Here is a 22257-nt window from a genome sequence, read left to right on the forward strand (position 1 = left end):
GCGGCTCACTCCACGCAGACGACGCGGCGGTGGCGCTTTCGCGCGGCGAGCCAGGCGCGGGTCGTCATGACGGCGGCGAAGGCGAGCCAGAGGACGACGACGTCCTGGTGAGGCGACGGATCGGCCGGCGATCGCCCGACGAGGAACGCGCGCGCGACGGCGAGGACGATCGCGCCGAGGAGGCACCGCAGGAGCGCGAGCGGGAGGAGCAGGGAGCGCGCCTCGTCGTCCTCGGCCGCGATCTCGGCGTCGACGATCGCCGGCGCGATCGCGCGGCGAACGAGGTCGCGCGCGGGGTGGCCCTTCGTGAGCAGGAGCGCGCCGTCGGCGGCGAGCCAGACGCCGAACGCGGCGAGCGCGCCGCCCACGCCGAGCGCCACGTTCAGCGCGAGGCCCAAGAGCGGGAACAGGAGCGACGCGCCGACGGTGGCCGCCCGATCGGCGCGGAGGAGCGCGTCGAGATCGGACGTCGCGACGCGGATGGGGCGCGGGCGCGCCTCGACGTCGGCGGAGGGCACGCGGCCGCGCTCGATGCGATCCCCGAGCGCGAGGAGCTCGCGCGCCGGACGCGCAGGCGCGAGAGCCGCCGCGCGCGTCGCGACGCGGGCCCAGACGAACAGGATCGTCGAGACCAGCGCCGAGCCGAGGGCGGCGCCGGCGAGGGCGCCCAGCACGACGATCGCGACCGCGGCGACCGCGGCGGTCTCGGCCCCGTGGCGCGCGAGCACGAGCGGATGGACGTTCCACGCGGCGATCAGCGCCGCGACGAGCCCGCCGAGCGTGGCGGCGTCGCGCGCGCGCATGCACCACACGAAGCGCGCGGCGTCGTCCGGATCGGCGATCTCGCGCCAGCGCCTCCGCATCGCCACGTACGCGCGCATGTCGAGCGGGACCGGTGGATTGTCGGCCGTCGCGAGGCTCGCGATCCGCGCCTCGTGCTCCGCGATCAGCCCCGCGACGTCGCCCGCGCGCGACGCGTGGTACCGGTAGCGGTGCGCCGGATCGGCGGCGCGGCGCGTGACGCCGACGATCGACGTGGGCTCCGCGCCCTTCGACTGCTCCGTCGAGACGATCGTCCCGTCCTCGAGGAGCGTCTTCGCCACCGCCATGTCCGCCGGCGCGGTGAAGTCGACGTGCGTGAGCGCGAGCACGGTGACGCCGTCCGCGCCGATCGACACGTGGCTCACGAACACGAGCGCGCCGTTCCTCGCCGTCATGATCCACCCGAGCTCGGTGAAGCCGAGCGCGCGCGGCGCGGCGAGCGCCTCGGACGACAGCCGCGACGCCTCGCGCGCGGACGGATCGTCCGAGACGTCGACGTACTCGAGCTCCGTCGCTTGACGCACCGACGGTAGGCGAGCCCGCTAGTTGCAGCCGCAGCCGCCGCCGCCGCCGCCGAGGCCGCCGGCGGCGCCTTCGGAGACGGCCCGAACGTGCGAGTCGAGGCCGATCGAGATCTCTTCCGGCGTCATCGTCGGGTGCGCGAGCATTCCGCGCTCGTACGGCGCGACCTTCGTGCAGGCGCCCAGGAAGAGGCCGACGGCGACGAGGGCTAGCAGCTTGACCGGCGCGCTCATGCCTCGATCTTAGCTCGCCTCGAGGGCGCTGCACCTCTCGATTACGCGCGGATCTCTTGCGATCCACTCTTGTTCGATCGCGCCGGGAGGGCCAGAATTGCGTCATGCGCGCGCGCTGGGCAAGGTTGGTCGTCGTCGGCTCCGCCGGCGTGGCTGCGCTCGCGTGCACGACGGACTACCAGCAGGGCCTCGAGGACCCGAACTACGGCGGACCTTCCGCGCTGAAAGGGCAGAAGCCGCCCGGGCCCACGGTCGAGGCGACCGACGAAGGCTCGAGCGGAGGCGGCGCGAACCAGCCGCTGTGCGTGAAGCTCGGCGGCGCGCTCCTCGCGACGCCGCCGGCGTGCAACGTGAAGTTCTCGACCGACGTGATGCAGGCGCTCGCGGCCGGCAGCTGCTCCACCGCGGCGTGTCACGGCGGCGCGGAGCCGGCGAACCAGCCGAAGATCGATCCGGCCGACCTGCCGGGCTCGTACGCGTCGATGGCCGCGTTCCCGCCGCGCAGCGGCAAGCCGTACATCAACCCTTGCTCGATCGATCCCGCCCTCTCGGTGATCGACGACAACCTCGACCCCGCCGCGCCGGCGGCCGACCGCGGCACGGTGATGCCGCCCGGCTCGGGGCTCGTCGCCGCCATCCCGAAGGTCCGGGAATGGCTCCAGTGCGGCTCGCCGAACAACTGACGAAATGGAGCGACTCCTAGCCCTGCTGGAGCGTCGACTCGGACGCTTCGCGATCCCCAACCTGACGATGATCGTCGTCGGCGGCATGGCGTTCACGTTCATGCTGCTCTACACGAAGCCCGAGCTCATCGAGTACCTCGTCCTCGATCAGCGCCTCGCGCTGAAGCAGCCGTGGCGCTTCATCACGTACCTGTTCATCCCGCGGAGCGAGAGCCTCTTCTGGATCCTCTTCTCGCTCTACTGGACCTGGCTCGTCGGCACGAACCTCGAGAGCGAGTGGGGCGCGTTCAAGCTGAACGTCTACTACGTGATCGGCATCCTCGGGACGACGGCGGCGGCGTGGATCACGGGCCAGCCGCAAGGCAACTTCTGGCTCAACACGTCGCTCTTCTTCGCCTTCGCGACGATCTTTCCCAGCTACGAGATCCTCCTCTTCTTCATCGTGCCGATCCGGGTGAAGTGGCTGGCGTTCGCCACCGCCGCGCTCCTCGGCTGGTTCGTCATCGACGGCGACAACGGCACGCGCGCGGCCATCGTCGTCGCGTTCGCGAACTACCTCCTCTTCTTCGGCGGTCACCTCCTCGCGCTCGCGCGCGGCCAGCAGCTCCAGATGAAGCAGGCCGCCCGCCGCGCGTCGTTCCGCCGCCCCGCCCGCGACGACGACGACGACCGCGGCGCGAAGAGCGACAGCCGCGCGTGCGCGATCTGCGGCAAGCGCCAGGACGAGGGCGCCGACATCCGCGTCTGCTCCTGCGAGAAGTGCGGCGGCCCGCGCGAGCTCTGCCTCGAGCACGCGCGGGATCACTAGTCACGGTCAGTTCGTGCGGATCGTGTAGCGGTTGTAGACGCCGCCGTTGTTGCGGACCTCGATGCGGAAGGCGCCGGTCCAGCGCGGGGTCATCGTGAGGAGGCACGTGTCCGTGCTGTCGACGTCGCGCGCGACCACGTTGCCGTTCTCGTCGCGCAGGAAGCAGTCGAGGTCCGTGTCGCCGTCGCCCTTCACGAGGACGCTCACCGCCTCACCGCCGCGCAGCGTCACCGCGTACACGTCGGTCTGGTGCGCGCCCACCGTCGTGGTGCGAATGGAAGGACCGGCCGTGTTCCCGGCGAGGGCCATGCTCGGCACGGCGAGGGCAGCAGCAACGACGACGGCGGAGACGAAACGACGAAACATGATGAAAACTCGATTCCTTTCAGGTTCGCCCAGAGTCATTCTCCAGGCTCGATGCCAATAAGACGCGCCCCCCATCCCCTTCCTGACAGCAGCCCCCACCACCAGCCCGCCGGGGCCCCAGAAGCGGCCGCGGATGCGGGCGCGAAGCGCCCCGAGCGCGAAGCGCGAGGGCCGTGTCTGGGGTGGGGGTGTCGGGGGCGAAGCCCCTGACGATGACAAGAGACCCTTTCCTCGGGATGCTCCTCGGGGCGGTCGCATTGGCGTCGGTGCTGCCGGCGCGCGGCGGCGTCGCGGAGGTGCTCGAGCGCGCGACCGCGATCGCCGTCGCGCTGCTGTTCTTCCTTCACGGCGCGAAGCTGTCGCGCGAGGCGATCAAGGCCGGCATCGGACACGTCCGCCTCCACGCGTTCGTGTTCACGCTCACGTTCGTGGTCTTCCCGCTCGTGGGGCTCGCGGTCGGGCCGATCGCGCGGCCGCTCGTCGGCCCGACCCTCTACCAAGGCTTCCTCTTCCTCTCCGCCCTCCCCGCCACCGTGCAGTCCGCGCTCGTCGTCACCGCGATCGCGCGCGGCAACATCGCGGCGGCGGTGTGCTCCGCCTCCGCCTCGAGCATCCTCGGCATCTTCCTCACCCCGCTCCTCGTCCGCCTCCTCATCGCCGACGCCGTGCACGGTCCCGGCGGGAAGACGACGCTCACCTCCGTGCGCGACATCGCGCTCCAGCTCTTGCTCCCGTTCGTGATCGGCCACCTCTCACGGCCGCTCTGGCTCCGCCAGATCGAGCGCCTCCGCGGCGTCATCAAGTGGGTCGATCAGAGCGTCATCGTCCTCATCGCGTACGTCGCCTTCAGCGACGCCGTGAACAAGGACCTCTGGCACCTCGTCCCGCCCGCGTCGTTCGCCGGCATCTTCGTCGTGAGCGCGCTCATCCTCGCGATCATGCTCGTCGTCTCCCAGCGCGGCGCGCGCCTCCTCGGCTTCGACCGCGCCGACGAGATCACGATCGTCTTCGGCGGATCGAAGAAGAGCCTCACGAGCGGCATCGCGATGGCGAACGTCATCTTCGCCGGCCAGCCGATCGGCATCATCGTCCTGCCGCTGCTCGTCTTCCACCAGTTCCAGCTGATGGTCTGCACCGTCCTCGCGCGCCGCTGGGCGAAGCGCGCGGACCCGTGAAGCCGCGCGGTGAGTCAGCCCGTGACGTTGAGGTTCACGAGCGCGTCGATCGCGGGGCCGTTGTAGAAGTCGCTGACGCGGCGCATGTCGCCCTTCGCGACCGCGAAGAGCACCGCCGCGCTTGCGGCCGCGCCGGCGGGCCCGCGCAACGTGTTGTACGCCGCCTGGCTCACGTTGCCGGTCCCGACGTCGAAGCTGCGCGCGGTGTTCCCGTTCGCGAGCTCGCCGAACCAGCCCGTCTTGATGCGACCCGCGCCCATCACGTAGAGGAGGTTCGAGCCGCCGGGCGTGCCGTCGCCCCAGTTGTTGCGGTCGAAGGGCTGCTTGAACGTGTCGCCGCTGACGGAGAACACGAGCGCGTCGGCGAGCGTCTTCGCCGAGCAGGCGGGGTCCTGGAGCGACTTGCCGATCGTGTAGAGGCCGTCCATCATCCGCGCGATCGCGGCGCTCGTCGTCGTCGCGTTGCCGTTGCCGCCCGCGAACATGCCGTGCGGGTCGTTGTTGAAGCCGCGCATGAGGAGCATCGACGTGAGGCCGAGCGAGAACGCCTTCAGCGTCGTGATCATCGCGCGGCCCATGTTCGCGACCGCGCCCGGCGTGCCCTGACCGATCCCCATCGCGGTGAGGTCGTCCTGCGTCGGCGTGAGCTGCGACGCGAGGTTCTTCGCGAGGAGGTTCATGCTCACCTTGCCGGTCGCGTACGGCTTCGCGATCGTGGTGCGGCCCGCGGCGGCGTTGAGGCCGAGGAACGCCTTGTAGTACGACTCCGCGAGGGGGCCGTTCGTGTCGCCGGCGAGGAGCGCGCGCGAGGCCTGGCTGTTGAAGAGGCCGACGAGCTGATCGGCCGCGCCGACGGCGGCGACCTGCGGCGCGCCCGGCGCCGCGCCGAACTGGATGCCGCCGACCGCGAGGACGGGGAGCAGGGTCGGGTTCGCCTGCTGGATCGCGGCGGCCGACGCCATCATCGTGTTGCCGCCGAGCGTGATCACGCTGTTCGGCGTCGCGGTGTGCGTCTCGTTCTGACCGCCGACGAAGGCGGTCATCTTCCAGGTCGTGTCCTTCTGGAAGGGCGAGTCGGGGGTGAAGACCCACGGCTTGTCGTAGCCCTGCGCGTCGACGCCCTGCCCGACCATGTGATGCGAGAACTGCTGGTTGTTCCCCTTCGCGACCGCGGGCACGGGGAAGGGGAGCGTCCAGTTCGCGAGGCCGCCGTTGCCGTCGACGACGTGGATGTGGCGGTTCGTCGTCGCGCACGCCGCCGTGTCCGCCGCGGCGGTGCCCGCCGTGTCGTTCAGGACGTTGAGCAGGCGCGAGCGCTCGACGCCGAGGCACGCGGCGACGGTTGCGCTCCACCGCAGGAAGTTGCGGCGCGACGTACCCCGGAGCTCCTTCAAACGATCGTCGACCATGGTGCGTCTTCCTTACTGGCAGGTGTGCGCTGCGGAGAGCATCGCGGCGATGGCGATCTTCGCGCCGTCATTGGGGCTCTTCACGATCGCGTCGTTCGCGATCGCGACGTACTCGTCGGTGGCCGGCTTGCCGATGAGGCAGGAGATGCCGTCCTTGGTGAACTTGCCGGCCTCGAGCACCTTCACGCCCGGGCACGCCGGCGCCTCCCAGTTGTCGGCGACGACGTCGTAGGAGGCCATCGCGAAGATGTCGTACATCTTCGAGATCGCCGACGTGGACGCGAACGGCGCCTCGGGGACGCGGCCGTTGTAGTTGGCGGCGCCGAGCGCGGCCGCGGTCGGACCCTGGCGGAAGATGTCCGCGCCGCTCTGCGTGTTCTGCGGGCGCTGGCCGCCGCCGCCGATGCCGCGGCTCGTGATGAGCTGGCCGATCGACGCGACCGAGAGCTTGCCGCAGCCGTGGAGGCGCGAGGTGACCTCGGGCGAGCCGACCGCGCGGACCTGCGCCGGATCGGTGGGCTCGAACTCCGCCGTCGCGCCGGCGGGATCGTTCGAGTGATCGAACGTCGACGACTCGCTTCCCGCGGTCGCCTTCGAGGTCTGCTCCGGCGTGTCGGGGATCTGCGTCGACGGCGTGCGGTTCGGCGCGCGCGTTCCGGCGCCGCCGGTGAGCTGATCGGGGTCTTCGCCGCAGGCGGAGAGGAGGAGGGTCGAGATGGCAACGAGGCCGAGGATGGTGCGTTTCATGTCGTCCTCAGAACTTCGTGAAGTCTTCGCTCTTGAAGACCGCGCGGATGGTTTCCTTGAGCTTCATGCCGCTCGCCTTGAACTGCTCGACGTACGGAGCGGTGACCTGATCGGGGACGGTCGCGAGGTCGTTCACGATGTCGCCGCGCGACATCGCGAAGTTCCACATTCTGTTGACCGCGCACTTCGCGACGTCGGGGTCCTCCGCGAGCGCCTTGCCGAGCGAGGCCATGTCGGTGAGCGGCTTGTCGAGGCGCCACAGGAGGCCCTCGCCCGGCGGCAGGTAGTCGTCGCGCGTCGCGGCGGGCTCGCCCATGATCGGGACCTTCACCTGCACCGTGTTCCGGAGCCCGCCGTTCTCGGCGTAGTTCAGGAACAGCGGCGCGACGTGGTTCATGTTCGCGTGGCAGTTCGCGCAGACGACGGCCTTCGTGTCCTGGAAGTCGACGCGCGCGGCCGGCGTGTTCTCGAGGCCGGTGATCGTCGTGAACGGGATCGCGGCGGTGTAGACGCCGTTGCCCATCGGCTTCGGCTCCGCGCCGTACTCGGCCGGGAACTTCGTGCAGACGAAGGTCTCCTGGACGAAGCGCACGCGGCGGAAGGCCATGTTCGCGAAGTACTGCCCCATGAGGCCGGGGTCGGTGAGGACGCCGACGGTGGGCCCCGGCTGGCCGTCCTGCGGGACCTGACAGTTGGCGGCGGTGAACGTGTTCGCCGCGCCGTCGAAGGTCGGGCACGTGTTCTCGGTCGCGGTGAAGAGATCGGTGTAGGCCCGGTTCTCGATCGTGATCTGCGCCGCGAAGTTCGCGGCCGCGTCCTTGTTCACGTTCTCCTGGACCTGCCCGACCTGCCCGGTGCGGAAGGTGTCCTTCCAGAACTTCACCATCACGCCGCCGAATTCGGGGCCGTCGAGCATCTCGTCGATGAGCTTCTCGTACGCGACCTTCTTCGCGTTCTCGTCGGGGCCGTCGACCTGCTTGATCTCGGCGAGGTCGGGGAGGCGATCGCGGAGCTTGAGGCTCGCGGTGCGGAGCGCCTCGCCGTAGTCGGTCTTCCGCTGATCGAGGATCTTCTTCACCTGCTCTTCGGCGGTGGGGACCTGCCCGGCCGGGTCCTGCGACGGATCGTCCGAGCCGCTCGAGCGTCCGCCGTTCGGGTCGTCGTCGCCCGAGCCGCACGCCACGAGGAGGGCGAGGAGAGCGGGCGCGCGGAGGTGAGTGAGTCTCATCGAAGGTCTCCTGTCGGACGGCGTTGCACGAGACGAGCCAGCGGCTCAGGGCTTGAAGAAGACGGCGGCGTTGTTGACGAAGAGCGCGCGCCACGCGGCGATGTCGGCGACGGCGCCGCCGTTGTGGTTCCCGCCGGGAGCGACCTTGGTCACCATCAGGCTGTTGGCGAGGTCGGCCTTGTTCAACTTCGCCAGCACTTGCTTGCAGAGCGCGACGTTGTCGTTGTCGTTGAGCGAGAGGCCGGCGAGCCCGTTGCCGTGGCAGCCCTGGCAGGTGTTGCCGCCGCCGCCGCCGCCGCGGGTCTGCCGGAGGGTCGGCACGACGTTCGCGCCGAACGCCCCGGGATCGGCGCACTCCGCCGCGCCGACGACGACGGAGACCTTGCCGGGCTCGAGCTTCGTCATCTCGACGCGGAGCTTGTCCGCCGCGAGATCGAAGGGACGCCACTTCTCGTTCGAGAAGATCACGGCGCCGGGCGCGAGGGGATCCTCCTGCCCGCCAGGGATCGTCTGATCGGAGTTCGAGAAGCTGTCGGCCGGGTCTTCGATGTCGGTCGTGCCGTCTTCGAGCGGCGTCCCGAGGACGCGCACGAACTTCGGCTGGAGGATGTGGATGTCTTGCCCAGCGGGGGCCGACACGCGGATCTGCGACAGCGAGAGGCTCGTGCCGAGGAGCTCCGCCTTGAACTTGAGGTGGACGTTCGAGACGCCGACGCCCGCGGGCGTGAGGTCGACGACGTTGTCGCCGGCGACGACGGTGAAGGCCGGCGTCGACGGGAGCCGCTGGCTCTGGATCGCGACCGCTTCGATCTCGAGCCACGTGATGACCTCGGCCTCGAGCTCCGGCAGCGAGGCGAGCGACGGACCGGCGTGCGGTCCCTTCGTGAGGAGCGAGCTCGCGAAGACGTCGCGCGTGACGATGCCCGGATGCGCCTTGATCGACGCGTAGACGTCCGGCCCCGCGAGGAAGGCGGGCGCGCCGACGAACTGCCCGGTGTCGTGGCAGGTCTTTCCGCAGTTCTTCTGCAGGTTCGGCTCGACCTTCTCGAAGGCGGACTTCTCGACCGCACCCGGGCCGCCGGGGCCGCCGACACCACCGTCATCGCCGCCGGAGCTCGAGCCGACGGGCCGCCGGCGATTGCCGAGCGCGTCCGCCTGGTCGTCGCAAGCAGCCGCGAGGACCGCGGCCGATAGCGCAAAACCCAGCGCAAGTGCACGGGAGCTTCGCCAAGAAGAGGGCATCTTCTCGATCATCTCGCAGGTCTCGCGCCAGCTCAAGTCGCCGGCCGGCCTACAGCACCGGCCTCACACCCCGACGAGAAGCCTGGATCGAATTTCAGAATGGGGGTAGCGGCCTACACGGGTAGGGGCGCGCGCCACCGGTCCGCGAGGTTGTTTCCGATGCAACAGCTGCGAAACACGTTCGCCTGAGCTACTGAACGCCGGCGTCCAGCTTGTGTCGCAGGATCCGGGCCGCTTCCGAGTAGACCGGATTTTTCGGGTTCGACTGTGCGTAGAGCTGGTCGTAGATCGCCGCCGCGCGCGCGTAGTCGTTGATCGCGACCGCGTCGACGGCCTGACGCTCGAGCGTCCTCGCGGACGTCCTCTCCGGAGGCGCCGGCGCGGGCGCGGGGGCCGGCGCGGGCGCGGGCTCCGGCGGGGGCTGCGTCATGGTCGGTGCCGTCGGCGCGATCACGCTCGGCCCCGCGGGCGCGGGGAGCGGCGCCGGCAGCGGCGTCCCCGAGGGCACGCACGGGATCTGGCCGTTCACCTCGCGCGTCCACGGCACGTAGCCGGGCGGGCAGTTCACCGGCGCGGTCGGCGGGAGGACGGGGACGGGCTGCGTCACCGCGGGCGCGCCGGCGTCGACGACGACGGCCGCGGTCTGCTCCGGCGGCGCGTCGTCTTCATCGAACAGGAGCAAGTACGCGGAGGCGATCAGGCAGAACGGCGCCATGATCACGAGGAGCCGCTTCTGCGGATTGAGCTCCTTGTACTTTGCAAGGAGACCTTCGTCCTGGCCGGTCTGCACCGTCGGCGCGATGCGGCTCGCCGCGAGCGAGAGCGACCCGGAGGGGAGCGCGCCGTAGTTGCCGGAGCCCGGGCCCATCGGGCCCATCGCCGGCCCCATCGCCGGGACGGAGCCGCTCGTCAGCGGGACCATCGGCGGCATCGTCGGCGGCATCTGATGCGGCGCGAGCATCGGCTGATGCATCATCGTCGCGGGGCGCTGGCTCATCGGGATCGCCTGCACCGGCGCGCCGCTCGAGTGGTGCGCGAGGCGCTCCGCCGCGATCGCGGGGAGCGGACGGCTGTCGACCGGACCGACGCGCGTGTTGCGCGACGGCGGCGGCTCGTCGCCCGCGTAAGGCTCGGGCGGGGGCGCGCCGGCGGCGGGGCGCGACGCGGCGCTCGGCGGCGGGGCCTCCGCGGGATCGGCGAGCGATCGGAAGCGGAGCCGCGCGGCGCCGACCTCGATGTGGCAAGGCGCGTGGAGCTCGGTCCACGCCTTGCCGACGCGGTAGCCGTCGACCGACGCGGCCTGCGACTCGTCCGCGCTCTGCAAGAAGAGCGACGTGCCGTCGAAATACACGAACGCGTGGACGTCCATCACGCGCGCGGACTCGATCCGCCACATGCCCTTCTTGCCGACGCTGATCGGCTGGAGCTCCTGGCCCACGGTGAGCGGGATGAAGGCGGGCTCTCCGATGCCCGACTCGATCTCGATCACGTGCGTGGTGCCCGGCTTCGACATGGGCGCTCGTCAGTAGTGCTCGTTGCGCTTCGGAGGACGCTTCGCGGCCTCGTAGCAACCAGGAGGGAGGTCGACGCCGTGCTCGTGCAGCTGAGGGAGGCAGCGCGGGAGGATCCCTGTCGGAGCGATGTCGCTGATGATCATGCCGCGCTCGTCGAAGCCGTGGTAGTTGCGCGCGACGATGTCCTGCATCTGGTACTGATTCTTCTCGGTGTCGTACCCCAACACCTCGGTGATGTGGGTGATCTTTCGCGACCCGTCCTGGAGGCGCGACACCTGGCAGATGATGTTGACCGCGCTCGCGAGCTGGATGCGGAGCGCGGTGAGCGGCATGTCGACGTCGCTCATCATCGCCATCGTCTCGAGGCGCGAGACGGTGTCGCGCGGGTAGGTCGCGTGGAGCGTCGACATGCAGCCGCCGTGACCCGAGGTCATCGCCTGGATCAGGTCGAGCGCCTCGCCGCTCCGGATCTCGCCGACGACGATGCGGTCGGGGCGGAGGCGCAGCGTCGCGCGGAAGAGATCGCGGATCGTCACCTCGCCGCGGCCCTTCGGATCGGGCGGGCGCGCCTCGAGCTGGCAGACGTGCTCGCGCTGGAGCTGGAGCTCGCGCGAGTCCTCGATGATGACGACGCGCTCGCCTTCGGGGATGAAGGACGAGAGCGCGTTCAGCATCGACGTCTTGCCGGAGCCGGTGCCGCCCGCGACGAGCACGTTGAGCTTCGAGACGACGAGCGCTTGCAGGACCTGCGCGACCTCGTCCGTCATCGCGCCGAACTGGATGAGGCGCTTGACGGTGAGGGTCTCCTTGAAGAAGCGCCGGATCGAGACGCAGGGACCGTCCGGCGCCGCGGGCGGGAGCACCGCCTCGATGCGCGAGCCGTCGGGGAGGCGGCCTTCGAGGATCGGCTTCAGCTCGTCGATGTGCTTGCCGACGAACTGCGCCGCGTTCCGGAGCGCGGCGACGAGCTGCTCGCGCGTCTCGAACTTCGCGGGGACGAGGTGGAGCTGCCCCTTCTTCTCGACGTAGATCTGGTTCGGGCCGTTGATCATGATGTCGCTGACACCGGGATCGTCCAGGTACGGCCGGATCGGGGCAAAGAACTGGAGGAGGGTCTCCTCGAAGACCTCCTTCGGGATCTGATCGTGTCCACCGCCGCCGCTCATTGTTCGGTCTCCTCTTTTGGCACCGGCACTTGCTGCAAGAGCGAGCCCCTGGCCTCCTCGACGTGCGAGCCGTGCGGTTCGATCCGCAGGTACTCGCGGAAGTGCCTGTCCGCCGCGACCGCGTCGTGCTCGTCGCGCGCGACGACGCCGAGGAGGTAGTGCGCCTCCCCGTGGATCTTCTCCGGCGGCGGGACCGGCTTCGCGATCACCTGCTCGAGGTGCGTGCGCGCGCGATCGGGCTCGCTGATCGCCGCGTAGAGCGCGCCGACCATGAGTCGCGTCCGGACGTCGCCGGGGTGTTGCCGGAGGTGGTTCTCGCCGTGCTGGATGGCAGAACGATAGCGCCCCGTCCGCACGCACACCTCCATGAGCAGCGGCATGACGTCGCGCGGGTCCGCCCCCGCGCTGAGCGCCGCGGCGAGGTACTCCTCGGCGCGCGTCTGATCGCCGACGAACGCGAACGCCTTCCCGCGCTCGAGGAGCGTCTTCGCGTCGCTCTCCTTCTCGATCGCGCGGATCTGCTGCTCGGCCTGCGCCTTCTGGCTCGCGCAGCCCCCGAGCGCGAGCGCCGCCCCGAGCAAGAGGCGCGCGCCTACTACTTGTTCTCTTTGAGCTCGCCGATCTTGAGCTTCAACTTGCGTTCGAGATTCGAGAGCCATGTGACGTACTCGCCCTGCTTCCCCTCGACGAATTGTAGGAGAATTCGGACCTCTCGCTGAGCACTTGAGAAGTCGTCGATGGAAAGGGCATGGTCGAGCCGGACGCGCCGCATGCGGAAGTCATCCGTCATTTCCCGACGCAGATACTTCGCGGACTCCTCGGCGAGCTGCCCCGACGCCGGATCCGCCCCCGCCCGGAAGCAGGCGGCGGCCGCCTCGTAGAGCGGGACCGCGGCGATGCCGTCCTGGACGTGGAACGGCCGGCGCTCGCGCTTGGCGTCGGCGAGGCCCATCCGTTCGCGGGCGTAGCCGACAGCCTCGTTCCGGTCCTTCGCGCGCGCGCACTGGTTCACCGGCGGCCCCCAGAGCTCGGGCGGCTGGGGGCGGTTGTCCTCCCTCTCCGCCGAGACGTCGTCCCCGCCGAGGAACAGGTAGCCGCCGGCCGGGAGCATCAGGAGGAGCGCGATCAGCATGACCGGGCTCTTCTTCTTCTCCTCCGCGCCCGGCGCGCCGGGCTGGTTCGCGCCCTCGAGGACCTCGATGTAGATCTGCGTGCCGGTGATGCCGAGCATCGCGCCGGGCGGGAGCGGCGCCTGCGTGAACGGGACGTTGTTGATCGTCGGCGGCGGCTCGAAGTTGAGCGCGCGCGCGAACACGCCGGCGGGCCCGAGCTCGATGAGGACGTGCTCGACGCGCGCCTCGGCCTGGGGGAGGCGGATCTCGCAGTGCGCGCCGGAGCCGATGAGGACGCGCTCGCTCTCGATGTTGAGCTGTTCGACCTGACCGGTCGGGAGCCGGGTCTGGAAGCGAAGCGTCCGCATTTAGAGGCCTGCCATGATGTTCATCAATGCCGGGCCCATGAGCAAGCCCATGATGCAGAAGAACACGAGCATGAGGGGTCCGACCATCTGGACGCCCGCCTTCGCCGCGAGCTCCTCGGCGCGCACGGAGCGGCGGGTACGCGACACCGTCGCCTGGATCGCGAGGACCTCGGCGACCGGGTTGCCGCGCTCTTCGGCCTGGACGAGGGAGTTCACGAACTCGGTGACCGTCTCGATCGGCGCGCGCCGCGCGAACTCGAGGAGGCCCTCCTTTCGCGTGCGGCCGAGGTTCATGCTCTGGAGGAGGAGGGTGAACTCCTCGACGAGGGGATCGTTCGGGTTCGAGTTCTTCTCCACGACCTGGCGCACGGCGCCGGGGAAGTCGAGGCCGGCGCCCATCGACAGCGCCATCAGGTCGATGACGTAGGGGAGGCCGCGGCCGATGTTCTTGAGCCGCTCCTGCGCGACGCCGCTGATCTGCATGTACGGCATCGCGCCGCCGAGCATGATGCCGACGATGAAGATGATGCCGCCCATCTCGAGGACGTAGCCGGCGAACGCGCCGACGATGCCGCCCGCGAACCCGGAGAGCAGCGTCATCGCGAGGTACTCGTCGGCGCTGATGCCGAGGTAGTCGCCGGCGAGGCCGATCTGGCGATCGAGCTCCGCGCGCTGTGAGTCGCTCATGATCCCGCTCACGCGCACGCCGAGCCAGCGGATGAGCGGCTCGATGCCGGCCCACAGCTCGTTCTGCTGGAGCACGCGCTGCCGCTTGAGGCCGCGGAGGCCGAGGCGCGACGCGATGCGCGTCGGCGTGCTCGCGACGCCGTACGAGAACAGCATCAGCGCGCACACCATCGCGACGAGCGCGCCGATGCGCATGCCCTGCAGCTGGACGGAGAGGTCCTTGGTTTCCCAGAGCTGCGTGAAGTTCATCAGATATCCACGTTCAGGACCTTGCGCGCGAGGACGATGCTCGCGACCCAGAAGGCCGTGCAGATGATGCAGATGAGGTACCCGATGAAGCCGGCGGTGAGGGGCGCGAAGTAGCCGGGCCAGAGGTAGTTCAAGCCGAGCAGGAGCGCGAAGGGCATCATCGCGATGACCCAGAGCTGCATCTTGCCTTCGGCGGTCTTCGTGCGGACGACGCCCTCGAGGCGCCGCATCTCGCGGAGCGTTCCGGCGGTGGTCTCGAGCACCTTGGGCAGGTTGCCGCCGACCTGGCGGCCGATCAGGATCGCCGAGAGCGCGGAGTCGAGCTGGCGCGAGCCGACGCGCGCGGCCATGTGGAGGAGGGCCTGGTCGAGGGTGGAGCCGACCTTCATCTCCTTGATCGCGAGGTCGACCTCCTGCTGCATCGGGTTCGAGATGACGGCGGCGACGGAGTTGAACGCGGCGCCGATGCTCGGCGTCGTCTTGAGCGCGTTCGCGAGCGCGAGGATGAAGTTGTCGAGCTGCTCCTCGAGCTTGAGCACGCGCTCGCGCCGCATGTACTCGATGTACGCGGTCGGGCCGATCGCGATGAAGAAGAGGCCGACCCACCAGAACTCGATCGTGAAGAGGACGTGCCCGGTGACGAGCAAGAACGCGGCGAGGCACTGGCCGTAGGCGATGAGCCGCCCCGGCGTGAAGATGAACATCGGCCGGAGCTTCTGCTCGAGCGACGCGGTGTAGCGCGCGGAGTAGCGGTAGACGGGCCCCGACTGGTCGGCGGCGGCGAGCCACGTGCCGACGAACAGCGCGAACGACGTCACGCCGAGGCTGGCCCACTTGAGCTGGATGGTCTGGGCGGAGAGCTGATCGGCGCTCATAGGTACGGCTGCCCCTTCTTCACGAGCCCCATGACGATGAAGGTCTGGAGGAAGCTCGGGAGATAACCGGTCGCACGGTATTCGCCCTGCACCTCGCCCTTCGGGCCGGTGCCGGTGCGAATGAACTCGAAGATGGGACGGAGCTCGATCTCGCTCGTGTCCGAGTCGATGCCCGTCACCTCGCTGATGGCGGTGACCTTGCGCGTGCCGTCGGAGAGGCGGCTCTGCTGCACGATGACGTGGACCGCGTTCGAGATCTGATCGCGGATCGCGCGGAGCGGGAGGTCGACGCCGGCCATGAGGACGAGCGTCTCGAGGCGGCTGATCGCCTCGACCGGCGAGTTCGCGTGCGTCGTCGTGAGCGAGCCGTCGTGGCCGGTGTTCATCGCCTGGAGCATGTCGAGCGCCTCGCCGCCGCGGCACTCGCCGACGACGATGCGGTCGGGGCGCATACGGAGCGCGTTCTTCACGAGGTCGCGGATCGTGTACTCGCCGCGGCCCTCGAGGTTGGCGGGGCGCGTCTCGAGCGACACCACGTGCGGCTGCTTCAGCTGGAGCTCCGCCGCGTCCTCGATCGTGACGATGCGCTCGTCCTCCGGGATCGCGCCGGAAAGGACGTTGAGGAGCGTCGTCTTTCCGGAGCCGGTGCCGCCGGAGATGACGATGTTCTTCTTCGCGTGCACGCAGCGGGTGAGGAAGCGGCCCATGCGGTCGGTGATCGAGCCGTAGGAGACGAGCTTCTCGAGCGTGAGCGGGACCTTCGAGAACTTACGGATCGTGATGCACGAGCCGCGGAGCGCGATCGGGCGGATGACGGCGTTCACGCGGCTGCCGTCCTTGAGGCGCGCGTCGACGAGCGGCGACGACTCGTCGATGCGGCGGCCGAGCGGCGTGACGATGCGCTCGATGACGGCGCGCACGCGCTCGTCGTCGGTGAACCGCTGCTGCGAGAGCGTGATCTTGCCGTTCTGCTCGATGTAGATCGTGTTCGGATCGACGACCATGATCTCGGTGATGGTCCCGTCGGAGAGGAAGCGCTCGAGCGGGCCGAGGCCGAGCGCCTCGTCGGCGAGCTCGCCGATCAGCGCGTCGCGGTCCATCTCCGGCGGGATCCGCGCGTCGAGGTTGGCGACGATGCGGCGGAGCGCGTTGAGCACCTTCGGGCGCATCGACGGGTCGTCGAGCTTCTTCGCGTCGATCGTGGCGAGGTCGAGGTGCTCGAGGAGCTGCTTGTGGATCTCGCGCCGGAGCGAGACCTCGCTCTGCCTCCGCTCGTCCTCGCCGCGCGAGGGGAGGTGCACGCCGCGCGGCCCGGGCTGCCCGCCGACGTGCGCGATGACGGGGTTCATCCCCGACATGTTCGGGATCGGCACCCCCGCCGTCGTCGGCGCGTGGGCGCGCGCGCGCCCGTTCGTCACCGCGACGGAGGCGGAGCCGGAGGGGCCGGCCTGCGTGTAGCGCTGGCGCGTCTCGGTCGAGGGCTGATGCGCGGGCGGGCCGATCGGGTTGCCCTGCTCGTCGACGGCGTAGACGAAGACGGTGAAGTCGCCGACGACGATCGGCGTCCCGTACGGCACGTCGACGATGTCGCGGCGGAGCAAGAGGTCGCCCGCGATCGTGCCGTTGGTCGAGACGTCCTCCACCCGCAGCGCGCCGTGGCCCGCGCTGACGACGGCGTGCTGGCGCGAGACGAGGTCGCTGTCGAGGCGGAGCGAGCACTGCGGGTGGCGTCCGATCGTGAGCGGGCCGCTGGCGGGGTAGAGCTCCGTCCGCTGCTGGCCTGCGTCTGATTGAACGACCACTTGCAGATGCATGGTTACTTCGCGCGCCTACTTCGCGTTGGGGGGCGTCTTCGGGTAGGCCTCCACGTACTCGATCTCGCCGGAGTACTCCTTGTACGTGGTCATGGCGTTGTTGATGAGCTCGAGCGCGCTCTTCGGCACGGTGTCGACGACGGAGGGGACGATGAAGACCGCGCCTTCGGTCTCGTCCTTCGCGTTCGAGTGGGTGCCGAAGAGGAGGCCGAGGACGGGGATCTCGGAGAGGCCGGGGAGGCCCGCCACGTTGTGGCGCTGGTTCGCCGTCTTGATGCCGGAGAGGATGAGCGCCTGACCGAGCTTCAGGACGACCTGCGTCTCGAGGCGCGTCGTCGTGCGGCCCGGCGGGCCGTTCGCGACGAGCGGCGGCGTGAGGTCGGCGACGTCGGCGGAGAGCTTCATCTCGACGTCGCGCGTGTTGGAGTCGTAGCGCGGGAGCACGGTGACGTTCGTGCCGAACTTCACCGGGACGATCTGCGCCGCGCCGACGCCGGAGATGATGAAGTTCTGCTCACCGCCGCTCTGGAACGTCGCCTCGTTGCCGTTGGCGGTGATGACGCTCGACTGCTTCGCGATCTTCACCCAGCCGTGCGTCTGCAGGATGTCGAGGCGCGGCATCGGCTGGTTCACGATCGACGCCTGCGCCGACGTCGTCGTGCGCGAGATCAGGTCGAACGTGTACTGGTTCTGGAAGACCTGCTCCTGACCGCCCGGGATCTGGCCGCCGATCGTCGCCGGCCAGCCGAGGCCGACGTTGTAGGTCGAGTTCCTCTCGTACTGGACGAAGAAGAAGTCGAGGCGGACGAGGAGCTTCCGCTCCTCGAAGCGGCCGACGGTGACGATCGACTGCACCTGCTCGCCGTAGAGGCTCGCGATCTGATCGACGCGCGCCTTCTCCGCCGGCGTCGCGACCGCGCCGTCGATGAAGACCTTCGCGCCGATGCGCCGCGTGCGCGGGCCGTTGATGTCCTTGATCAGCTCCTGGACCTCGCGCTCGACGACGCCGACGTTGCGCTTGGCGACGTTGACCTCGTAGACGGTCTGCTGTCCGCCCGCGCCGATGAGGAGGAGCGTGGTGGTGCCTTCGCGGCGGCCGGTGAGGATGAAGGTCTTGCCGTCCGGCGTCGGGACGACGTCGACGATGCCCTTCACGCCTTCGGAGTATTCGCGGACGCCGGTGGCGGGGAGCGTGCGCGTCTCGCCGATCGCGAGCGCGATGTCTTCGTGCTCTCCCTTGTTCTTCTGCGCCCACGCTGCCTCCGGCGCGGCGAGGACGACGCCGCCCGCGGCGAGAGCTGCGGCGAGCGCGAGGACGCGTGTGAGCCTGGTCATTGTCCGGGAGCCGTGAGGTCGCGCGGGCCGGTCCGCACGTTGCGGATCTTGGCGCGCTCCTTCTCGTCGAGGATCTGGTTGAAGTTGAGGTCGACGATGCCGCTCGTGCGCGCCTGGTCGTCGGGGTGGCGCACGGCGACGGCGAGGCGCCCGCGCTCGGCGGCGAGGGCGAGGACCTGCGCCTCGTTGAGCGTGAGGCTCAAGGTGAGGAGGTTCTCCTGGAGGTACGGGTTCGCCTCCTTCGTGTCCTTCGCCGCCTCCGGCGAGGTGTCGCTCCCGGTCGCGAGCACGAGCACGCGCTGGAGGAGGACGACCGCGTTCTTCGCCTCCGCGACCGCCGCTTGCTGGCCGGGCCCGAGCACCGCGATGACGTCGACGTAGTCGCCCGGCTTGATGAGCGCGATGCTCGTGTCGTCGCGCGCGGCCTTGATCGACACCGCGCGGTAGCCGGGGAGGACGAGGGACGAGAGGTCGCGCTTCTCGTCCGCGGCGGTGAGGTCGGCCCACAGGAGCAGCTGCTGCTCCTTCACCGTGTTCCCGGTCTTGAGGCCGAGGATCTTGTTCTTCTCGGTCTCGCGGATCGCGCGCTCGTCGACGTAGGCGAGGGGGATCTCGCGGACCGAGATCATGTCGTCGGTGATCGGCTTGCCGCGATCGATCTTCTTCACGGCGATGAGGAGCTTCACCTTCTCGCCGCCCGACGCCTCGAGCTCGAAGCGACGCTGATACAGCACGAGCAAGAAGGCCCCGAGCATGCCGACGAGGACCGCGATGAAGAGAGCGCGACGGTTCATCCCGATCGGATGGTACAGAACCGCGCGCGTTTTCGCGTGGCATTTCGCAAACCCAAGCGCTCACCGCCCGCGTTGTCAGCCATGCAACGCGGTCGAGGTGAGCGCGGCTTTTCCGCGGTCAGCGCGAGACGACGGGCGCGCCGTTCTGATCGGCGGCGACGCCGGCGAGGCCGAGCGCGACGAAGTTGCCTTCGGGCTGGACGCGGGCGCCGACGGTGAGGACCATGCCGTCCTTGAGGTAGCTGCGCGCGCCCTGCGTCCCGTCGTGGCCCTCGTCGAGCTCGGGGTCGAACGCGCGCCAGCCCGCGTCGGTCATCTGCTTGTCGTAGAACTTGAGCGTCGCCGCGGGCGCGTCGGTCGTCTTGTAGACGTTCATCCCGTAGGGCAGGCCCTCCGCGCGCGCGGAGAGGGCGCGGAAGCCGTTCGGCACGCGCGGGATCTCGGGGAAGTCCTCGCCCGGCGCGTCCTTGCCTTCGCCGGGGAGCATCTCCGCGAGGTTGAACTTCGAGTCGGTCCACGCGGTGAGGACGAGGGTGCGGTTCTCCTTCGACTTCTTCGCGTACACGTAGCGGACGCGGCCGAGCGCGCCGAGCTCGCCGGTCTGCATGAAGCTGTCGAACGCCTCCTGCGCCGTCGCCTTCGTGTTCTCGCCGCGCACGAAGCAGAGGACGGTGCCCTCCCGCTCGGAGCCCGCGCGGAAGAGGCCCGTCGCGCCGATCTCCGCCTCCTTGCCCGCCTTCGCGAGCTCGCCGTCCTTGCCCTTCGCGAGGTCCTTCCAGCCCGCCGCGGGCTGGCCCGGGTCGGCTTTGCAGGAGGCCTCGTAGCGATCGAGGATGGTGTGCGGATCGTCGTCGCTCACCGAGCTGCCGACGAACATCTTCTGGCCGTTGAGGACCATCGGCGTCGTCGCGTGGTGCGAGGTCGTCTGCATCATCTGGAGCATCTCGCGCCCCATCTGAATCGAGCCCTGTTGCATCTCCGCGCGCGCGACCTTGATCGAGTACGCGCTGAACGCGAGCGCCGTCACGGACAGGTACCCCGCCGCGCGGAAGAGCCCGCGCACGTGCTTCATTCGCTTCGTTCGCCAGATGAAGAGGCTCATGAGGGTCGCTTCGCTCCTAGTTGAACAGCGAGCTCGCGCCGCCGAGGTTCATCGCGAAGTCCATCCCGAACTCCGCCCACGCCGTCCACTGGTTCTTGTACTGCTTCTCGTTGCAGGTCACCTTCGACGCCGCGTTGATCTGGCGGCTGCCGGTCTGCTTCTGGAGGTTGATCGAGCTGTCGCCGCCGTTCGCGTTGACGTCCCAGGTCGCCTGGAAGCTCGCCGTCTTCTGCGCGCTCGCGCTCGCGGTGTTGTAGCTGCGCGACGCGGCCGCCGCGCCGTCCTGCCCCGACTTGCCGGCCGCGCCCGCGGCGGGGTTGTCGCCCGGGACGGTGCCGCCGGCCCCCTTCGAAGCGCCGCCGCCCTCGCAGCCGTGCGACGCGAAGAAGAGCGTGTTCGAGCGGGTCTGCTGCTGGAGGTCCAGCTTCATGCCGTACGACTGGCGCGAGTAGTTGATGAACCCCATGAAGACGAGCATCGTCGAGACGACGATGACGCCTTCGATCATGGCCGCGCCGCGGGAGCGCTTGCGGTTGCGCGTCTTCATCAGTGGTACATCCCGCCGGGGTTGAGGCCGAACGCCTTCTGGACGTCGCCGATGTCGCTGTCGATGCTGTCCTGCTTGAACGCGTCGAACGCGCGCTGGAGATCGCCCTGGCCGGTGACGCCGTTGATGATCTGCTGGCCGCGGTTGTCGAGGTTCCCGAGGACGCCCTTGATCTGATCGATCTTGCCGAGGTTGTTGAGCGCGGTGAGGCCGATGTTGAGGATGTTGTCGCCGGTCGAGCCGATCGAGAACTTCTTGAGGCGCGCGCGCCACTTGATCGCGAACGTCGCGTTGTCGGCCTCGTTGCACGCGGCGGAGGCCCAGTTCGAGTCGCAGTCGAAGTAGAACTCGGACTGCGCGAAGTAGCCGAGCGCGCGGTTCGTCTTGGTGTACTTCTGGACCTTCGCCTGCGTGTTGGAGGTGCCCTGCGCGAGGCCGACCTTGCTCTCGGAGGTGTCGTTCATCGAGGGCGCGACGTTGATCGCGTAGACCGAGAACCAGGCGCTGCCGTTCGCGCCCTTCGAGAAGATCGTCATCGGCCCGTCTTTGCCCCAGAAGGCGTCGAAGCCGGGGTCGATGCCGCCGCCGCCGCCGCCGCTCGGCTTCACCGGGTTGAGCTCGTCCTTCGCCGCCGTGCCCTCCGGCCGATTCTCGTTCTGCTTGCGGATGTCCTCGTTGACCTTGTCGATCGTCTTGTTGCCTTCGTTGTTCGCTTCCTGGAGGGCGGCGTTGCCGAGCTCGCCCATCGTCCCGTTCATCGGGTTGCAGTAACGGAACTGGAGCGCCTTGCCGATCCAGCCCATGACCTTGCTCACGACGCCGCCGACGATCTTCGGCGCGCGGCCGAGCGCCTTCTGGAACAGCTGATCGAGCATGCTCGTCAGCTTCACGCAGAGGTAGTTCATCGGCTGCGGCGTGACGGGCAAACCCGATTTGCCGCCGCCTGGGATGAGCGATGGACTGAGCGGCAATACGGTGACGCTGGTCTCTTTGTAGCTGTAGCTCGTGCCGGTTTGATAACCGTCAATCGCGCCCATCGCCGGATACCCGATCGCGGCCGCCTTCTCGGCGAAGGCGATGGCCTGCGCGGCCGGCTTCAGGACTTTGAAGTAGCCGTCCCAGATCCGCTTCATCGTCCCCCAGAATCCGCAGCCGAAGCCGAGGGTGATGATGCAGACCGCGAGCGCGATGTCGTGCAGCATCCCGAGGATGATGTGAATCGTCACCGCGACGAGGAGGATCAGGTTGCAGAGCGAGATGAAGTTCAGCCCCTTCGCGTGGAGCGCGGCGGAGGAGAACGCGCCGTGGTCGGCCGCCTCCTGCATGCGATCGCGAAAGACGATCGCGTCGCCGATGCCGATGACGAACCACAGCGAGCCGACGAGGAAGCAGGACATGAAGAGCCCTGTCATCATGATCGCGCCGCGGTTGTCGTCCTTGAGCTCTTTCAACGTCGGGG

22 protein-coding genes are annotated in these 22257 nt (G+C 69.3%); 3 read left to right on the forward strand and 19 right to left on the reverse strand.

Features of this window, described 5'->3' with window-relative positions; genetic code table 11:
- Positions 1–5: 5 nt before the first annotated feature.
- A complete protein-coding gene (locus KF837_00305) occupies positions 6–1346 on the reverse strand; it encodes a hypothetical protein (protein ID MBX3225713.1) in 1341 nt (446 codons plus the stop codon).
- 18 nt (positions 1347–1364) lie between these two features.
- Positions 1365–1577 carry a DUF4266 domain-containing protein gene (locus KF837_00310; GenBank protein MBX3225714.1) on the reverse strand — a complete coding sequence of 71 codons (213 nt, stop codon included), beginning with the start codon at positions 1575–1577 and terminating at the stop codon, positions 1365–1367.
- 104 nt (positions 1578–1681) lie between these two features.
- Here KF837_00310 and KF837_00315 point away from each other — a divergent pair, with 104 nt between their 5' ends.
- Positions 1682–2260 (forward strand): hypothetical protein, encoded by a 579-nt coding sequence (locus KF837_00315; protein MBX3225715.1) that lies wholly within the window; start codon positions 1682–1684, stop codon positions 2258–2260.
- 4 nt (positions 2261–2264) lie between these two features.
- Complete coding sequence (locus tag KF837_00320) at positions 2265–3068, forward strand: rhomboid family intramembrane serine protease (protein ID MBX3225716.1); 804 nt, start codon at positions 2265–2267, stop codon at positions 3066–3068.
- A 6-nt stretch (positions 3069–3074) separates the two neighbouring features.
- Here the strand turns inward: KF837_00320 and KF837_00325 are convergent, their stop codons facing one another.
- Entirely contained in the window at positions 3075–3434 is a 360-nt protein-coding gene (locus KF837_00325; GenBank protein MBX3225717.1) for a hypothetical protein, read from the reverse strand.
- Positions 3435–3646: 212 nt separating this feature from the next.
- Between KF837_00325 and KF837_00330 the strand changes: the two genes are divergently transcribed.
- Positions 3647–4609 (forward strand): bile acid:sodium symporter, encoded by a 963-nt coding sequence (locus KF837_00330; GenBank protein MBX3225718.1) that lies wholly within the window; start codon positions 3647–3649, stop codon positions 4607–4609.
- A 14-nt stretch (positions 4610–4623) separates the two neighbouring features.
- Here KF837_00330 and KF837_00335 read toward each other — a convergent pair whose 3' ends face one another.
- The 16 genes from KF837_00335 to KF837_00410 form a co-directional block, all read right to left on the reverse strand.
- Positions 4624–6018 (reverse strand): hypothetical protein, encoded by a 1395-nt coding sequence (locus KF837_00335; GenBank protein ID MBX3225719.1) that lies wholly within the window; start codon positions 6016–6018, stop codon positions 4624–4626.
- Between the two features lie 12 nt (positions 6019–6030).
- The gene (locus KF837_00340; GenBank protein MBX3225720.1) at positions 6031–6765 is read right to left on the reverse strand and encodes a hypothetical protein; all 735 of its coding nucleotides are present in this window, start codon (positions 6763–6765) and stop codon (positions 6031–6033) included.
- A 7-nt stretch (positions 6766–6772) separates the two neighbouring features.
- On the reverse strand, positions 6773–7993 hold the full coding sequence (locus tag KF837_00345; protein ID MBX3225721.1) for a DUF1549 domain-containing protein: 1221 nt from the start codon (positions 7991–7993) through the stop codon (positions 6773–6775).
- A gap of 45 nt (positions 7994–8038) precedes the next feature.
- Entirely contained in the window at positions 8039–9271 is a 1233-nt protein-coding gene (locus KF837_00350) for a hypothetical protein (GenBank protein MBX3225722.1), read from the reverse strand.
- Between the two features lie 154 nt (positions 9272–9425).
- Positions 9426–10748 carry a hypothetical protein gene (locus KF837_00355; protein MBX3225723.1) on the reverse strand — a complete coding sequence of 441 codons (1323 nt, stop codon included), beginning with the start codon at positions 10746–10748 and terminating at the stop codon, positions 9426–9428.
- Between the two features lie 9 nt (positions 10749–10757).
- Positions 10758–11915: a CpaF family protein gene (locus KF837_00360; GenBank protein MBX3225724.1), complete on the reverse strand. Its 1158-nt coding sequence runs from the start codon at positions 11913–11915 to the stop codon at positions 10758–10760.
- Positions 11912–12496, reverse strand: coding sequence for a tetratricopeptide repeat protein (locus KF837_00365; GenBank protein MBX3225725.1), 585 nt, complete (start codon positions 12494–12496; stop codon positions 11912–11914). Before KF837_00365 ends, KF837_00360 begins: the two co-directional genes overlap by 4 nt.
- 14 nt (positions 12497–12510) lie before the next feature.
- Positions 12511–13395 carry a hypothetical protein gene (locus KF837_00370; GenBank protein ID MBX3225726.1) on the reverse strand — a complete coding sequence of 295 codons (885 nt, stop codon included), beginning with the start codon at positions 13393–13395 and terminating at the stop codon, positions 12511–12513.
- Positions 13396–14331: a type II secretion system F family protein gene (locus tag KF837_00375; GenBank protein ID MBX3225727.1), complete on the reverse strand. Its 936-nt coding sequence runs from the start codon at positions 14329–14331 to the stop codon at positions 13396–13398.
- Positions 14331–15206, reverse strand: coding sequence for a type II secretion system F family protein (locus KF837_00380; protein ID MBX3225728.1), 876 nt, complete (start codon positions 15204–15206; stop codon positions 14331–14333). The genes KF837_00375 and KF837_00380 overlap by 1 nt, the downstream gene beginning before the upstream one ends.
- Positions 15203–17008 carry a Flp pilus assembly complex ATPase component TadA gene (tadA, locus tag KF837_00385; protein MBX3225729.1) on the reverse strand — a complete coding sequence of 602 codons (1806 nt, stop codon included), beginning with the start codon at positions 17006–17008 and terminating at the stop codon, positions 15203–15205. The genes KF837_00380 and tadA overlap by 4 nt, the downstream gene beginning before the upstream one ends.
- A 27-nt stretch (positions 17009–17035) precedes the next feature.
- Complete coding sequence (locus KF837_00390; GenBank protein MBX3225730.1) at positions 17036–18355, reverse strand: pilus assembly protein N-terminal domain-containing protein; 1320 nt, start codon at positions 18353–18355, stop codon at positions 17036–17038.
- The gene (gene cpaB / locus KF837_00395; GenBank protein ID MBX3225731.1) at positions 18352–19149 is read right to left on the reverse strand and encodes a Flp pilus assembly protein CpaB; all 798 of its coding nucleotides are present in this window, start codon (positions 19147–19149) and stop codon (positions 18352–18354) included. Before cpaB ends, KF837_00390 begins: the two co-directional genes overlap by 4 nt.
- Before the next feature lie 118 nt (positions 19150–19267).
- On the reverse strand, positions 19268–20251 hold the full coding sequence (locus tag KF837_00400) for a hypothetical protein (GenBank protein ID MBX3225732.1): 984 nt from the start codon (positions 20249–20251) through the stop codon (positions 19268–19270).
- Positions 20252–20267: 16 nt separating this feature from the next.
- Positions 20268–20798 (reverse strand): hypothetical protein, encoded by a 531-nt coding sequence (locus tag KF837_00405; GenBank protein ID MBX3225733.1) that lies wholly within the window; start codon positions 20796–20798, stop codon positions 20268–20270.
- Complete coding sequence (locus tag KF837_00410) at positions 20798–22249, reverse strand: hypothetical protein (GenBank protein MBX3225734.1); 1452 nt, start codon at positions 22247–22249, stop codon at positions 20798–20800. Before KF837_00410 ends, KF837_00405 begins: the two co-directional genes overlap by 1 nt.
- Between the last annotated feature and the right edge of the window lie 8 nt (positions 22250–22257).

This window comes from Labilithrix sp. (assembly GCA_019637155.1).
Taxonomy (GTDB): domain Bacteria; phylum Myxococcota_A; class Polyangia; order Polyangiales; family Polyangiaceae; genus Labilithrix.